The 15,480-nt window shown below is 41.9% G+C and carries 9 protein-coding genes; 5 read left to right on the forward strand and 4 right to left on the reverse strand.

Going from position 1 to position 15,480, the window contains the following annotated elements; genetic code table 11:
• Window positions 1–294: 294 nt before the first annotated feature.
• The 3 genes from BMZ78_RS16075 (at window position 295) to BMZ78_RS16085 (ending at window position 3,743) form a co-directional block, all read left to right on the forward strand.
• A complete protein-coding gene (locus BMZ78_RS16075) occupies window positions 295–555 on the forward strand; it encodes a hypothetical protein (RefSeq protein ID WP_093231432.1) in 261 nt (86 codons plus the stop codon).
• A gap of 245 nt (window positions 556–800) precedes the next feature.
• Window positions 801–2,885: a DUF262 and DUF1524 domain-containing protein gene (locus BMZ78_RS16080; RefSeq protein WP_093231433.1), complete on the forward strand. Its 2,085-nt coding sequence runs from the start codon at window positions 801–803 to the stop codon at window positions 2,883–2,885.
• Between the two features lie 198 nt (window positions 2,886–3,083).
• Complete coding sequence (locus BMZ78_RS16085) at window positions 3,084–3,743, forward strand: suppressor of fused domain protein (protein WP_175482524.1); 660 nt, start codon at window positions 3,084–3,086, stop codon at window positions 3,741–3,743.
• 150 nt (window positions 3,744–3,893) lie between these two features.
• Here the strand turns inward: BMZ78_RS16085 and BMZ78_RS16090 are convergent, their stop codons facing one another.
• Both BMZ78_RS16090 and BMZ78_RS16095 read right to left on the reverse strand, forming a co-directional pair.
• Window positions 3,894–6,002 carry an ankyrin repeat domain-containing protein gene (locus BMZ78_RS16090; RefSeq protein WP_093231435.1) on the reverse strand — a complete coding sequence of 703 codons (2,109 nt, stop codon included), beginning with the start codon at window positions 6,000–6,002 and terminating at the stop codon, window positions 3,894–3,896.
• Window positions 6,003–6,319: 317 nt separating this feature from the next.
• A complete protein-coding gene (locus BMZ78_RS16095; protein WP_245739882.1) occupies window positions 6,320–7,942 on the reverse strand; it encodes a bifunctional metallophosphatase/5'-nucleotidase in 1,623 nt (540 codons plus the stop codon).
• Window positions 7,943–8,409: 467 nt separating this feature from the next.
• Between BMZ78_RS16095 and BMZ78_RS16100 the strand changes: the two genes are divergently transcribed.
• Window positions 8,410–9,201 carry a serine hydrolase gene (locus BMZ78_RS16100; protein ID WP_093231436.1) on the forward strand — a complete coding sequence of 264 codons (792 nt, stop codon included), beginning with the start codon at window positions 8,410–8,412 and terminating at the stop codon, window positions 9,199–9,201.
• 139 nt (window positions 9,202–9,340) lie between these two features.
• Here the strand turns inward: BMZ78_RS16100 and BMZ78_RS16105 are convergent, their stop codons facing one another.
• Window positions 9,341–11,032, reverse strand: a complete 1,692-nt coding sequence (locus BMZ78_RS16105) for a bifunctional metallophosphatase/5'-nucleotidase (RefSeq protein ID WP_245739883.1) — start codon at window positions 11,030–11,032, stop codon at window positions 9,341–9,343.
• 407 nt (window positions 11,033–11,439) lie between these two features.
• Between BMZ78_RS16105 and BMZ78_RS16110 the strand changes: the two genes are divergently transcribed.
• Window positions 11,440–11,778, forward strand: a complete 339-nt coding sequence (locus BMZ78_RS16110) for a tRNA-binding protein (protein ID WP_093231437.1) — start codon at window positions 11,440–11,442, stop codon at window positions 11,776–11,778.
• Window positions 11,779–12,073: 295 nt separating this feature from the next.
• Here the strand turns inward: BMZ78_RS16110 and BMZ78_RS16115 are convergent, their stop codons facing one another.
• Window positions 12,074–15,325, reverse strand: coding sequence for a HEAT repeat domain-containing protein (locus BMZ78_RS16115; RefSeq protein WP_093231438.1), 3,252 nt, complete (start codon window positions 15,323–15,325; stop codon window positions 12,074–12,076).
• Between the last annotated feature and the right edge of the window lie 155 nt (window positions 15,326–15,480).

The following is a 15,480-nucleotide window of genomic DNA, read 5'->3' on the forward strand; positions in this document are numbered from 1 at the left end:
AGTGTGGTTATACCTGCCATGCTGATCTGAATGGAGCGATCAATATAGCTAAAGCCATTTCCGGGTTAGTAGCCTAGCGTACTGGTAACAGGTACACCGCCCATGTGGGTACATGCGGCTTAGTGCCGTAGAACTGCATGGGACGGGGTGATGACACACCCCTGAACTTGGGCGTTGTTCAAAACGGAAACGGACTGCGGACGCTAACGACCCAAGAATCCCACGGCTTCAGCCGTGTGGAGTGTCAACTATGTACATAAAGAGACCATTGACACCCTGGCAGAAGATCCGAATATGAAACGGATTTATCGATTGCTGAGACGAATCAGGGAACCTTGGACTTTTGGCATGATCCCGGAAGAGCTTCCCGCTTATCTGGAAGAAAGGGGCCTGGAGTTGGTAGAGGATGTCAATTCTTTCGAATTTCGCAAACGTTACATGAACCCACAAGGACCTCATATGAAAGAGTATCAATTTTACCGGGCAGCCCTGGCCCAGGTGAAAAGCAGGGAAAATCAGCTGCAAATCCGCTTTTTTCGCTCTTTTTTTCAGTGATGGAAGTACAAAAAGATGATTTGTGATTGATTATTTTCTCTTCGTAATAACAATGGATAACCGCCGTGGTGATGTATACAAATAAAGAGAAAAAGCGACCAGGAAAACGGATCGCTTTTTTATTTTTTCTCTTTGATCATTGACACCTCTGATATTTTTTCTTTGGTTTATTTTGAAATAGAATGATGCTTTCAAGTATACTTTAATTGGAAAATAGAATGAGCCTAAAGAAAAGGAAGGATTATATGAAAGCAACAGAGACAAACTTTTTGGATTTCATGAGAGGGGTCAAGCAGTTTCAAATACCCATTTATCAACGTACATATAGCTGGAATCAAAAACAATGTCAACAACTGTGGAATGATATTGAGCGAGTGGCACGTGATGAATCATTGGCTGCCCACTTTTTGGGTTCTGTCGTATATATTGAAAAAGGATTATACCAGGTTACCTCCATTCCACAATTACTGGTCATTGATGGACAGCAACGTTTAACTACGATTAGCTTGTTCCTTGCGGCTTTTGCTGATGTGATAAGCTCAGGTGAAAAAGAATGTACATTGATATCCGCCAAAAAAATTCGAAATTATTATCTGTTTAACGCTGATGAAGAGGATGAAAAGAGATACAAGATCTACCTCACTCGTAAAGATCGAGAGGCGTTTATTGCAGTGATTGAAGGAAAAGAGCTGGAAGACTATGCTCACACCAAAATCGCCAGAAACTATCAGTTCTTTTTGGAAAAGCTGCGCAAAAGCAAGTTGACATTGGATCAGGTTTATCAGGGATTGATGAAGCTCATTGTGGTCGATATTGCCCTGGATCGTGATAAAGATAATCCGCAATTGATTTTTGAAAGCTTGAACTCTACAGGATTGGATTTGTCGCAAGCCGATTTGATTCGAAATTATTTCCTGATGGGTCTTGAAGCAAAAAAACAGGAACGACTTTATAATGACTACTGGTATAAATTGGAACAGAAATTTGATGAACTGAATGATCAACAATACTTTGACCGCTTTATACGCGACTATCTTACATTAAAAACGGGACAAATTCCAAATATCGGTTCGGTCTACGAAAGTTTCAAGCAATACGTCGATCAGAACCGCGACCTTTCTGTCGAAGAGATTATCAAAGATATATATAAGTATGGTACTTTCTATCTTTATCTTGCATTACGGTCAAAGGATCCGGATATTGAAAGTGTGTTGCAGGATATCCGAACTCTTAAGGTAGATGTAGCCTATCCATTTCTCATGGAAGTGTATCATGATTATGATGAAGACGTTATTGATAAAAGTGAATTTCTTGAGATTTTGAAGTTGGTAGAGAGCTATGTATTTCGGCGAGCGATTTGTGGAATTCCAGCCAACTCTCTAAACAAAACATTCGCAGCATTATATAAGGAAATTGATAAAGAACATTATCTGGAAAGCTTAAAAGCGGCTTTTCTGTTAAAGACTTCCTATCGCCGATTCCCAACGGATATCGAGTTTGAAAAAGAGTTAAAGATAAAGGATATCTATCATTTTCGCAGTCGAAATTATTTGCTGAGAAAGTTAGAGAATTACGGAAGGAAGGAACCTGTCCAGGTACAGAACTATACGGTTGAACATATATTGCCGCAGAATCGAAACCTATCCGATGAGTGGAAGGAGATGCTAGGGGAGAATTGGGAAGAAGTACAGAAAACGTACTTGCATACGATTGGGAATCTAACGTTAACAGGCTATAATTCTGAACTGAGTGACAAGCCATTTCATGAGAAACAGAACATGGAAGGCGGATTTAAACACAGCCCATTGTGGTTAAACCGAAGCCTGGCTCACCTGACCAAGTGGGATGAAGAGGAGATTTTGAAACGGGCAGAACTTTTGGCCAATCGGGCATTGGAGATCTGGAAATCTCCGCAATTGCCGGAAGAGGTTTTGGAAAGGTACAAGCAGGACGAGCATGGGAATCGACAGGGCAGTTACTCGCTTGCACAGTTTCAACATGTACTTGTTGGATCTGTCAAGGAGCTGTTTGAGCAGATCAGAGGTCAAATTCTGGAATTGGATAGCTCAGTCAAAGAAGAAGTCAAGAAGTATTATATTGCATATAAAGCAGCAACAAACTTTGTAGATGTCACACCACAGCGAAGTGGTTTGAAGTTATTTTTGAATCTGGACCTGGATGAGATTCATGATCCAAAAGAAATGTGCCGGGATGTTTCCAATATTGGTCACCATGGAAACGGAAATGTTGAAGTAAAGCTATCATCGTTAGAAGAGATTCCATATGTCATGACTTTGATTCGTCAGGCGTTTGAAAAGCATTGTGAATAGCCCATAACCTGATAGATAGTTGGAGGTGATCCATTAGGGTCACCTTCATTGTTTTTCACAAACATTGTCTCTTCAAAACGATTGCCTTTTCTTTTTCGGAATTATTTTCGAATTTCAGGTCGATTGATGTCCTTCTGTACAGTCTATAAAATTGAAAATATAAGTATACATACATCAAGAAATGAGGGAATCACAAGCATGGAATGGATTGATCAAACCATTGAAGCCAGAAGCCGTTTTTGGGAGAACTTAGGAAAAGTAGATCCTTATGTATTAACACATATCATCAATCCGGCATTTATGGGTGGACCAAAGTGGCCAGCACTACGCCAGGCTTTCATTAAAGTAGAAGCATCACACTCTGTCATTCTGGCTAGTGATGGATTATCTGATCCTTTCGACGACACACAAGAAGCAAATCTGGGTTTCGGTCTAGAATTTTTCGTTGAATCCGAAGATCCTGGCCTTCGAACATCTATCGCAAATCTACAGCAATCATGGCAATTTCAGCTTTTGTATCAAATGGCTCAAAATGCTGCCAGTCATGGTGGGGTAAAAGAATTACTGGAGCAATATGGTGTGCTTTCCATGGAATTATACGGGATCGATGTTCCTGAAGAATTTATTAATGAAAAAGGAAGCGTTGGGATTCTTATTGGTGTGGACGCTCCCAACGTTCCGCAAATGATTTCCACACCTTTCGGTGAAATTCGTTTAGTTAGCGTCAAATTGCTCACTGCAGCGGAGTTGAATTTTATTCTGGAGCATGGAGCAGAAGGAAGAAAGAGATTAGTAGAATTGTTCCAAGTGCAGGGAACTCATCATCGTTCTTCCTTGAAGCGTAAATCGGTGGTTTAAGAGGCCTCGTTCTTTATTAAAATGATAGCCACATTTGGGTGATCTCAACAGTGCTAAGTACTTGATCGAATAAGGTTTAGACGTAAATGTAACGGATGGTAAAAGATTAACACCATTTTACTTGTTCAAGCCCATTGGCCACCAGCTTTTTTATGATTGTTGTTCATATTCTATCCATTTGATCTTATTATTGACGATGATCCAACATCTTTTCCTTCTGTCATCTACCACCATATCCTGAATTTCATGGTCAGGATCTGCCATCCATTTTCGTTTGATTTCTCCGGTCCCAGGATCGCAGAAGATGATATATTTGCCGGCTGTGCAAATCACATCTGTTTCGGTGAAATGTACTTTTCTTAAAGGACGATCGAACCTGGAGGTGATTGGATTTTCAACAGTCACTCTCCAGATCTCTTGGTCATCTTCGTTTGAAGCGACCACCAGTTGACCGATTTTATCTACATCCACCTCGTCATAGAAGGCGACCATCTTTGAATCGGGACTAAAGCATACATCATGAATTTCTCCTAATGGACCTCCCTTCGAATTGTAAGCCAGGTCTGCCCATTTCTTTGGCTTCACATACAAAAGGACAAGAACATCGCCATAGTCGTCACGGTACACAATAGCAATGGTATTGGAATCAGGTGAGATATCTCCACGTCCCTCTTGAATATCCCGGATCTCGTCGATACATTGCCAAGTGTTTTGATTTAAATCATAATACCAACCATCTGCAAAAATCCATTTACCGTTTGAGGCAAACTGGACACAATGAAAGGAATTGTACTCATGTTCCAGTGTTTTAACAACTTGCAATGTTTCATAATCTCTGATCTGTATGCCTCGTATATGTGAGCTAACCAAGGCAACCCATTTTCCATCTGGTGAGATGGAAATATCTCGAATGTGAGGTAAATCTGTCTGTATCCGCTCTATCCATTCCGGTTTGGATTGAAAGTACCTTTTTGCTATTCCGGCCTGTGGTAAAATGGCTAACAGCTCTTCTTTAGTTGGATGTAGATGGAGCAGGTGAGGTTGAAGCTCTCCTGCAGCATAGGGATTAGCCAACTGTTCCACCTTCTCATTTACGTAATCATACAGAGGGTGATCTTGAGAAACGGTGTGGTGGGGCATCTCTCCCGAATGATTTCGCCTTTGAATATCTGCCCCATATTCGATAAGTAAGTCAATCATTTCTTTACTTTTACTTTGCATGGCAAGATGTAAAGGTGTATTTCCCTTAACATCCTTACTGTGTACACTCATCCCTTGATCAAGTAGATAGCGAGCTGTCTCAATATTTCCACTTCGGGCAGCCAAATGCAAAGGATTTTCGCCTTTAACATTTTCTACATCTAGATTGGCTCCATGCTGAACCAGAACCTTAACGGCTTCTGTATTGCCTGCTTTTGCATATTTATGTAAAGGAGTTTCACGAAATAAGGAATCTTGTACTTCGTATGATGCTCCATGCTCTATTAATAATTGAACCATGTCTTTTGACTTTGCTTCGAGCAGGCCTTTTTCAGGAATCGGAACTCCTAGTTCTATGAAGTATTTAGCCATTTTAATGTGATCATTGCTTATAACCGCTTCGAAGAATTTCGTGTTGTTCTTGATATAATAATGGATGAGCTGTTCATCTTCCTCCAAAAGCTGTTTTAGTAAAGTGATCATTCCATAAGAACAAGCTTTGTATAGAAGATCTTCTCGGTCATATGTGGCTCCATGTGCAAGTAGGAATTCAAGCATTTCCTTGGATCGAACCCAGTAAATGGCATGCCCGGGAATAGGAAAACCTAAATCTATCAAATACTTGACGATGTTAAGCTTGTTAAAAAGAATAGCTGTTTTCATGAAATTCGGTTTTTGCTGAAGAATCTGTGCGAGAATTGATTTGTTTTGAAAAAATTCTTGGAGTAAGGGGAGATCTCCAAATCGACAAGCTGCACTGACCCATTCACTTGTCTCAAAATCCTCTTTAAACTTAAGTAAAAATTGGTACATTTCTTTGGAGCTTGTGTAGAAAAGTGATGTTTCTGGTAGAGGAATTCCGGTTTCGATCAGATACTTCACGATTTCTATTTGGTTATTTACGATGGCTGTTTCATAAGGAGTGGTTGTTATGAAAGGATTATAGGTTTGCTTGACTAGTAAAGGATTTTCCTTTAATAGTTCTTTCAGTCGATGGATGTCTCCAGTTTCACAAGCTCGGTTGAGTTGATAAAAGGTTTGATAATCAGCTGTATTCATCTTCTTTCTTGGCTCCTTCCGATTTCTTTGACTGATATTATATTAAATTGTTAAATAGAAATAATCATAAAAAATAAGGGTAATCTTTTTAATGTGAATTAAGTTGTGTCATGAAACATATAGAAAAATGGTCTCCAGTGACTGATCGTTTATCAAGGAGTAGCACGAAGAGCTGTGGGTGGAAACTAATCAGAGGATTTATGCCTTTTCGCTGGAAGGAGATTTGAAAATCCAATGAATATGGAAATGATAGAACCTCTGTATCTTAAAAACAGATACAGAGGTTTTTGCATAGCTTGGATTGTTAGGTTTGCATGTCAGTTACCTGCTTGCTTGATGCGACCTTCGATTTGAGCTGAGAATGGTTGTGGCAATTGCTTGATGTATTCGATCAATGCATCGAGATCAGACGGACCCGTTACACGGTCTGTTCCTTCCTTGAACACGGTAAAGCTGTCACCGCCGTCTGCCAGGAAGTAGTTGGCTGTGACCGTATAGGTTTGGCTTAGATCAAGTGGGGTACCGTCTGCTTTTTTCACTTCCACGATTCGGTCGTTTGCTGGGCGGTTTTTATCCCAGGTATAGGTGAGACCGGAAACCTGCAAGAAACGTGGATAGTTTGGATCCGTAAAGATTTGGTTTAACAGTTTCTTGATTTGTGCGCCTGTCAGCTTCATGGAAACCAAGTCATTGCCGAAAGGTTGGACGGTGTAAAGATCTCCATAGGTGACATCGCCTTGTGGAATATCTGCCCGTATACCACCTGGGTTCATAAAGGCGAAATCCGTTTTCATTTTCCACCGTTGTGCATCGGCAATCAGGTTACCTGCCGCAGATTCACCAGCTTCATTGGCTTGCTTGGTGATCGGAGCTGACGTTTTACCGACCACTTGATTGACGATAGGAGCGACTTGCTCCTGGAAGCGTTTGACCATGCGATCCACAACCGGATCTGGGGTCATGCCCTCATGTTTGGTAAAGACAATTTCAGATTTCTTTGATACAACGTCTTTGGTTTTGCGATCCAGCACGAGATCTACATCAGCGAATGCTTTCCCATAGCTTAACCCTTGAACCACCAGTTTTCCGTCAACCGTTCCGTTGAGAAACGTGTGTGTATGTCCAGAGAAGACCACGTCCACCTCGGGGTCCAATTTTTTGGTGATATCGGCAACACGACCGGTAATATTTCCCGTGTTTGTATCCTGGAAGCCTCCTTCATGCAGGAGCACCATGATCGCCTGAACACCTTTTTTCTTTAACTTTTGCACTTCACGGTTGATTGCTTCGGCTTCATCGATAAATTCTACATCTTTTACTCCACTTGGAATGACGATCTTTGGCGTTTCTGTGGTGACGGCACCAACGAAAGCAATCGGAATGCCTTTTACCTGCTTGATGACAGAAGGAGGTAAAATCGGTTTCCTGGTTTTTTTATCGACAACATTGGCTACGGTATAAGGGAAGCGTGCTCCTGTGAAATAACCGGTTTTGGGATGATACCCGCCGTAGATCAAGCGTTTCATTTCTTTGACGCCTTCGTCAAATTCGTGATTGCCAACGGTTCCTACATCAAAGCCCATTTGATTTAAGACTTTGATGGTGGGTTCATCTTGGAGCAAAGCGGAAGTGGGTGGGCTGGCACCAACAGCATCTCCAGCATGTACCAGCAAGGTATTTGGATTTTGTTTTTCCCGCTGTTTCAGATAAGAAGCCAAATACGCAGCCGTACCAGCCGGTTTTCCATCTACTTTTTGCTCTTTGTCCAGTTGGCCGTGGAAGTCATTGACGCTGAGAATCTGGACATCCACTTGCCGATGGAATTTCTCTTCAACTCCTTTTGCTTCTGCTGAATGAAAAGGGTTGACGAGAGAGGCCGTTAACAAAGTGAGAGCAGATACGCCTAAAGCACTCACCTTTGTACGAAAGTTTCTCTTCACACACGTCACCTCACTCCATGAGATTGGACTTTGGATACATATTTAATTTTAATAATGAATGATAAAATAAGATAGAGATTATATGAAAAAATCATTGATTTTTGACTAAAAACAAAAGTGAAGTCTATATCATTGAATGGGAATACACGTATAAATATAGGAGATTTAAGAATCGAATAGATTCAGATTAATGACAAACAACGGTGCTCCTTTTCCAGTTGAGCGACTTTTGCCCGTATTATAGTGGGGGAGTGAAATGGAAAAGAAAAACCGGCATACGGATACTATGTCAGCAACCTGGATTATTTATTTTGCACAAAATGGCTGGTGTTTACTTGAATCGGATTCTATGTTCGCATATTTTTAATTCCCCTTGAGTAAAAAATGAAAGTGAAAATGAAGCATTGAATATATATGTGGAAAATAAAGAAATAATGATCGTCTAAAAAGAGAGGAGCGGTTGATCTATGAGCTTGCAAAAGTTGGAGGAGAAAATAGGACAATTATTGGAAGCGTTTTCAGGAAAAGCAGGAGTTGCTGTGGAAACGGAAGAAGGATGGATTGGCTTTCACGAAAATGAACCTTTTTTGGCAGCCAGTTTAATTAAAGTACCGATTATGATCGAAACCTATCGCCAAGTTCAAGAGGGGCGATTATCCTTATCCCAGCTTTACCAAATTCCAGAGAAGAAGCGTGTAGGTGGCTCTGGAGTTCTATCTAGTTTAAGGGAGCAAGTTTATGTCTCGTTACAGGATTTGATCTCCCTCATGATTATGGTTTCGGACAACACAGCAACCAATTTACTAATTGAGCAGGTAGGATTTGATGCAGTGAATCAATTAGCCTCAAAGTTAAAATGTGATCAGACTTTGCTGGGAAGAAAGTTGATGGACTATGCGGCTAAAAGGCGTGGTTTGGAGAATTTTACTTCCGCTGGTGATATGGTTCGATTTTTCAAGGAGATCATGGAAGGTAGTCTACTCAATGAAACCTATAAAAATTGTGCCTTGGATGTACTAAAGAAGCAACAATTCCAAGCGAAACTCCCTGGGAAGATTTTGGATCATTTGGAAGGCCATGATTTTATTGCTCATAAGACAGGGGAAATGCGAGATTATGAACACGATGCGGGGATTTTGTCTGTGAATGGAAAAATAGCTTATGTAGCCGTTCTTACCTCACATGGAACCGATGCGTTTTCACGCCGGAATTTGATTGCGGATGTGGGGAAGGCTTTATTTGACTATTTGAGAGAATGAAGGAATGTACGTTTTTGGATGTGTATCCATGTCTGCTACTGATAAATAGAAACAGGCAGTCGTCGATGTCCAGCCATTGAAAAAATCTGGTCATCGACGACAGAGATGCAATAAAAACTCTTCCGTTATTCTTTCGTTTTCAATCCACTTTCCCGCCGATAATTCTCCAGTTATGATCCACTTCCGCTTGAATGTTTTGCTTTTCACGAATGTAGTTGGTGATCAGCTCGGAAACTTCGATGTTAATATCTTTAACGACTGGCTTTCCGGCAAACATGGTATAGTTGCCACCGCCACCAGCGCGGTAGTTGTTGAGCACGATTTCGTATTCTTTATCCATTTCTAAAGGTTTACCATCCATGTCAGTCAGTTCGACAATGCGTTGTCCTTCTGGTTTGGATACATCGATGGTGTAGCGAATGCCTTCCCACATGTCGTAGTTGTAGTGTTGGACTTTGGGAGTAATGAATTTCGGATTCACTTCCACCGGTTGGGTACCATCGTTCTGTTTGAAATAGGTGGCTGTTTGTTCCAATGCATCTTTGATATCTTTGCCTTTGACTTTGATGACTTTGAGCGTGTTGGGATAGATATATGTGCTTAAAATATGGCGAGTGGTAACGTTTTCAGGCAGTCCAGTGACGTTGTTGTCAAATAGGGAAGTGGAAGAAATTTTGGCTCCGCTGACTTCCATTTGGACTTTGTTGATAAATTGGATCAAAGCATTGTCATGAGTTCGGAAATAATGATGATCTTTTACGACCATATCCCCGGTGATTTTACCAACCGGCTGATCGAGGTATTTTTGGGTTGCGTCTTCATAGGATTTGACCAGTTTGAGGACTACGGGATCGGGTTCGACATTGGCCGATTCGAGTAGATCTGCTTTTTTATGTGTTACGATCCAACGACCTTTCACTTTGATCAAATCCATATCCACGACCGATAAGTGAGAACCCCACTTATTTGGCTCGGTAATTAATACCCCATTCACACGAACCTCTTTGATCGGCACATGCATATGTCCAGCCAGGATGACATCGATTCCAGGTACTTGGGTCGCCAGTTGATAAACCTGGTTTTCTCCATCTGTTTCTGGTAGCGGAATAATATTCCCTTTTTCATCTTTTTTATGTTCCAGACCACCATGGTAAGACACAAAGATCACATCTGCCTTTTCTTTCTTTTTCATGATGGGAACCCATTTTTTGGCTGCTTTTACTACATCGATAAAATCCAGATGCTTGATATGCTCAGGATTTTCCCAGATTGGTACCTTTTGCGTGGTCAGGCCCAGTACCCCGACCCGAATCCCATTTTTCATTTTGATGATTTTGTAAGGCTTGGTATAAACTTGATCGGTTCCTTTTTTTAGAGTATTGGCTGAAAGCCATGGGAATCTGGCTTCATTTTTTGCTTTTTCCATCACTTGACGGCCGTAGTTGTATTCATGGTTTCCGATCGCCATGGCATCATATTTCAAATAGTTCATGGTAAGCATCATCGGGTCGATGGGCTTGTTGTCAACCCGGGCATGGTAATACTCCAGCGGGGAACCCTGAATGGTGTCGCCACTATCCAGGAGAAGAGCTTCTGGATTGCGTTTCCTTACTTGTTTAACCAGAGTAGAGATTTTGGCTAAACCAACATCTGCCGGTTTATTGTCTGTATACTGGATGGGCATAATGTTGCCGTGCAGATCGCTGGTGGACATAATGGTTAGATGAGCGGTTTTGGGCTGTTTTGCGTTTACGGGGGAGATGGGTAAAAGTAAGGCAGAGCAGAGAAACGTTGTAGCGAAAACGTTGAAAACTTTTTTCTTACAGGGCACGAAATATTCCTCCTGATTTTAAGATTATTTATAATAGATAGAGCAAATCTATTTTAATTGAAAATTTGATAAATGAAAAGATATAAGCATCACAGCTTGTTGACACATTTTCTATTATCTGCTGGGTTTGTCAACAGACCCTCATATTGCCGAGCAACACGATCAGAGGGATGAAACTGTTTTCTGTAAAGCGGAAGGGTAGGCTCCTTACGGAGTGACTGTGATGGTACAGAAGTTTTTACGGAAGAAGGAACCTATCCCGAAGAGCAGAATAAACGTATCCATATTTTCATGGCAGTCTCGGTTTCGGTAGACTTGTTCGGACAGAAGGGTATGAGAAAATGGAAGTAGTATTTTTTCAATGCAGCTTGAACAATAGGGAATGATGTCAGAAAGGAGTGACGCTTGTGTCTACAATTACATATGGCGATTTTGAAAAAGTGGAAATGCGTGTGGGGAAGGTGATTCGGGCTGAAGCATTTCCGAAAGCAAGGAAACCTGCTTATAAATTATGGATTGATTTTGGAGATGAGATTGGGGTTAAAAAGTCCAGTGCGCAGATTACGAAGCTCTATCAATTGGAGGAACTGGTTGGGAAGAAAGTGATTGCTGTAACCAATTTCCCACCCAAGCAAATTGCCGACTTCAAGTCGGAAGTATTGGTACTGGGAGTAGAAACCGAAGAGGGAGCTGTATCCCTTTTACAAGTGGATCATGATGTACCATTGGGACGTCGGGTTTTCTAAAGAAAGAAACACAGCCGCCAAGCTGTTTCCAGGATAGACCCTCATGTTGCCGAGCAACATGATCAGAGGGATGAAACTGTTTTCTATAAAGCGGAGGGATGGGTTCCTTGTGGAGTGACTGTGATGGTACAGAAGTCGTCACGGAGGAAGGAACCCATCCCGGAGCGCAGGAGTAACATATCCATATTTTCAGGGATAGAGAAACGTGCTTGGGCGGCTGTTTTATTATGGGCTTATCAGATTTTGCACCAAATGTCATCGATGCAGCTGGATATCGCTTGTTTATTTGGGATATTCATTCTTGCTCGGGCAACGTAAATTGTGCGGCAGAAGCAACGAGCGGTGACGAATCCTGGCGGTATTGCTTCAGTCGCTGAATATACTTAGCTTTCCAACCGTTTTGCTTCGCTTGGGATACCAGAGCGGCAAGAGCCAGGCGACGTAGGTATTCGTGCGAACTGGAAGAGAATGCAAGTTCCAATTCCTCCATTCCTTTGAGATTCCGATTGGATGAAAGTTGTTCGAAGGTATGGATTGCAGTGATCAATGCTTCGGCAGTGATTTCGTTTCGAGCTACTGCGCTTTGGCATTCTTGCATGACTTCTGGCCAGGGCAACACTTGGATGATCAAGGATAGACGAAATCCAATGGTGAGCGGATCGCTCGCCAGGACTTTCACAACTTCACGAACCGTTTGTTCCAATTGTGCACCATTCCAATGCCGTCTCCATTGGATTTGTTCAAATAGCACGTCCAAAGCGATTTTTAATACCCGACGGTTCGGTAGAATCTGCTTGAAGACCTGTCCAATAGCGGGAGAAGGCATCTCCTTGTATATGTGATAAATGGCAGAGGCCGATAAAGTGACTTCCGTTTCAGCAGATGATTGCAAACAGCGGAGAAGAGAAGGCAATAGCTCCGTCCCTGGATCTTCCAGTTGATCCATCTGGGCAAGCGTAATCCATTGGCTCAGTACATTTAAACGAACCGAAATCTCAGGGTGCTTTAGCATACTTTGCAAGAGTTGGATCCAACGTGTTTTGACATCCGAAGACATAATGTCAGCAGGAATCCGACAGATCGATCGGGCAATATGTGGATCATCAGAAGATGCGTCTTCACTGAAGATTTTCCATGTTTCTTCCTGTTCGAGATAATTCCACAATGCGCGATGCAAGGCAATGCGCACATCGCGATGCAATGGTTTCTTCGCTATTTTCAATAGTTCCTGATATGCTTCGTCATTTTGCAAATCGCCGAGTAAGCGTACAACCTCTTTAAATACGGTGACTTTATCCTGGGGTGTCTGTAATAAGATAGAGACAGCCTGTTTGGGTGGCATATCGATAAGAGCCTGACGTAAAGCATAAATGGCTACTCTGGCACGATTGTCTTGCAGTGCCTCGATTAAAGTCGAAACTCCTTGCCCACTATCCAATCTGCCCAAGGCTTGCAAGGCCCAGTCTCGGATCGGTTCTCTTGCGTTTTTTGCCAGTTGAACGAGAAACGTCGGATCCAGGCATGGAAGTTGGGATAATTGGCGAATAGCCGTCTGTACGGTTGGTAGATCCTGCTTTGAATCCATAATGACCTGGATGAGGAGTTTCCCATATAATTCTTGTTGTTTTGTGGACCAACGCTGAAAACCTCTGTCTAAAAGAAAAATGATATGTGTTTTTCCCGTTGTAAAACGTCCTCGATATCTACGTTCCAGGTAATGATAACGAGTCAGCAAGTCTTGGCGATGTTTATGTACATATTCATGGATCGCTGTGAAAACAATCCAGCTCTGATCATGTTCCAGCAGTTTGGGTACAAGCGTTCGAAAACGATCGGGACGGTACTTCTGAATGACATGGAGGATGCGATCCCCTATGGAATGGGAAGTGATATCCATTAAAGCATCTTCCAACAAATCAATCAGTTCATCAAATACCTGCAATCGTTTGCCGAGACTTTCTGCGAAATTTAAAAGTTGCGGATCGCGTTCACGATGTCTCCAGGCTTGTAAAATGGGAAGGATGATTGGCTTTAACTGGTGGATATCGTCATCCGTGAACCTTTGCTCCAGCGATGTCAAATAAATGGTTCCTCTTTCTTTCATTAGAATGGTGATCCACTCCAAGGCCCATTTTGGATGAAAAGGAATCATACGGATCAGCAAATCTTGAATGAAACTGGAAGTTTGGTGTGAAAGGTCTTTGGCATCAAAGGCAGAACGAAGAATGATGTCCAGCTCGATGAGGTGTGTATTTTTCCAGATACTGGGTGGTAATTGGGCCAAACTGTGAAAGATCTCACTTTTCACCGGATCCGGCTCATATCGTTTCTCTTTGACAATGGCTAACATATCTGATAGATGTTTTCGTTGGAAACGAACGGACAAAATCAATTTCGAGAGGGCATGAGCACGTAATGACTCCTCTGGGCTGTTTAAGTGAGGGGTAACTTCCTTCATCATCTCATTCCATGTTAAAAATTCTACATAAGAAAGCCGAAGATAAGGATCATCTCCCGCTTGAATCCAGGGTAAACGCAGATGGCGACGTGCTTCCTGTTCCCGTAATTCGCCAGGTAAAAGAGAGAGAATATCTGGACTGATCAAACCATCTTGATTACGCCACTGATATTGACAGGCCTGAAAAACTTGGATGCGTGTTTCTGGGTCCAAGCGGCGAAACCAGTGAACTGGATTCCTGGATTGCAACAAGGTTTGAGGCTGTTTTTTGATCAAAGCGAGTAATTGTTCGGGATTTAATCGATGGGCAATCGGGCCAAGTTGGATAGGGATCTCTTCTTCTGTTTCCAAAATCATCTTGACGATTTCATTTGGACAACGTTTGGAAAGTGGAGTCAGAGGAATTTGAGTTAGCGAAACGTGATGACGTAACGCATCGACAAGGGAAAGGGTTTGCTCAGGGCAGTGTTCAACCAAAATAGGTAGAACGATACGGATACACCACAGCCATTGTTTTTGAAATTTTCCTTGCTGGAGTTGTTGTTGTAATAAATCAACCATTTGTCTGGGGTAATTTCGCGCTATTCTTGTCCATAAATCAGAATGGGTTCGATTGATCCAGATATGGATATATTTCTCGATGAGTGAAGGAGATCCAAAGGCAAGGTATTCCACAAACTTGGGATCTTGTTTGGCTGCCATTTGCTCCAAATAGGTGTCAATACATTGGAACCGTTTGCGTTTCCATAACCCTTTTAATAATCGGGTTCGGGTGGAAAGAGGTGATTGATCCAGCAAGGTGCATATCTGTTGATCATCACAAATGAGGACTGCCAGTTTTGTGGCCAAGGAACGGATCGTTCTGGATGAATCGCCCATCGCTCGCATTACATGCTGCGCATCGAGACTACCATAACAGGAATAGAGAGCGAGATAGCGTTGATAGAAATCGCCTTGTTCCAATTGAGCGATGATTTCTTGTGCATCTTGATCACCTTTCATTCTCCAATTTCTACCGAGTTGGATCATATAACGAATACGCTCTGAATGACACAAGGGTTCCAGTTTGTGTAATAATTTGTCTATCATAAATAAGTCCTCCGTATTGAAAATGAAATAATTCAAAAATAAATTATACTATAGAAAATATGATTTGTATGGAGCAATCCTGAAAATATGGATTGATACATTTCTCCTGCACTTCGGGATGGGTTAAAAAACATCTGGACATCCAAATGATTTCT

This window comes from Thermoflavimicrobium dichotomicum (assembly GCF_900114055.1).
Taxonomy (GTDB): Bacteria; Bacillota; Bacilli; order Thermoactinomycetales; family Thermoactinomycetaceae; genus Thermoflavimicrobium; species Thermoflavimicrobium dichotomicum.

Excerpts from the sequence above, each read along its gene's own strand:
- BMZ78_RS16090 (WP_093231435.1), bottom strand. The coding sequence starts at position 6,002 with ATGAATACAGCTGATTATCAAACCTTTTATCAACTCAACCGAGCTTGT.
- BMZ78_RS16115 (WP_093231438.1), bottom strand. The coding sequence starts at position 15,325 with ATGATAGACAAATTATTACACAAACTGGAACCCTTGTGTCATTCAGAG.
- BMZ78_RS16100 (WP_093231436.1), top strand. The coding sequence starts at position 8,410 with ATGAGCTTGCAAAAGTTGGAGGAGAAAATAGGACAATTATTGGAAGCG.
- BMZ78_RS16075 (WP_093231432.1), top strand. The coding sequence starts at position 295 with ATGAAACGGATTTATCGATTGCTGAGACGAATCAGGGAACCTTGGACT.
- BMZ78_RS16080 (WP_093231433.1), top strand. The coding sequence starts at position 801 with ATGAAAGCAACAGAGACAAACTTTTTGGATTTCATGAGAGGGGTCAAG.
- BMZ78_RS16085 (WP_175482524.1), top strand. The coding sequence starts at position 3,084 with ATGGAATGGATTGATCAAACCATTGAAGCCAGAAGCCGTTTTTGGGAG.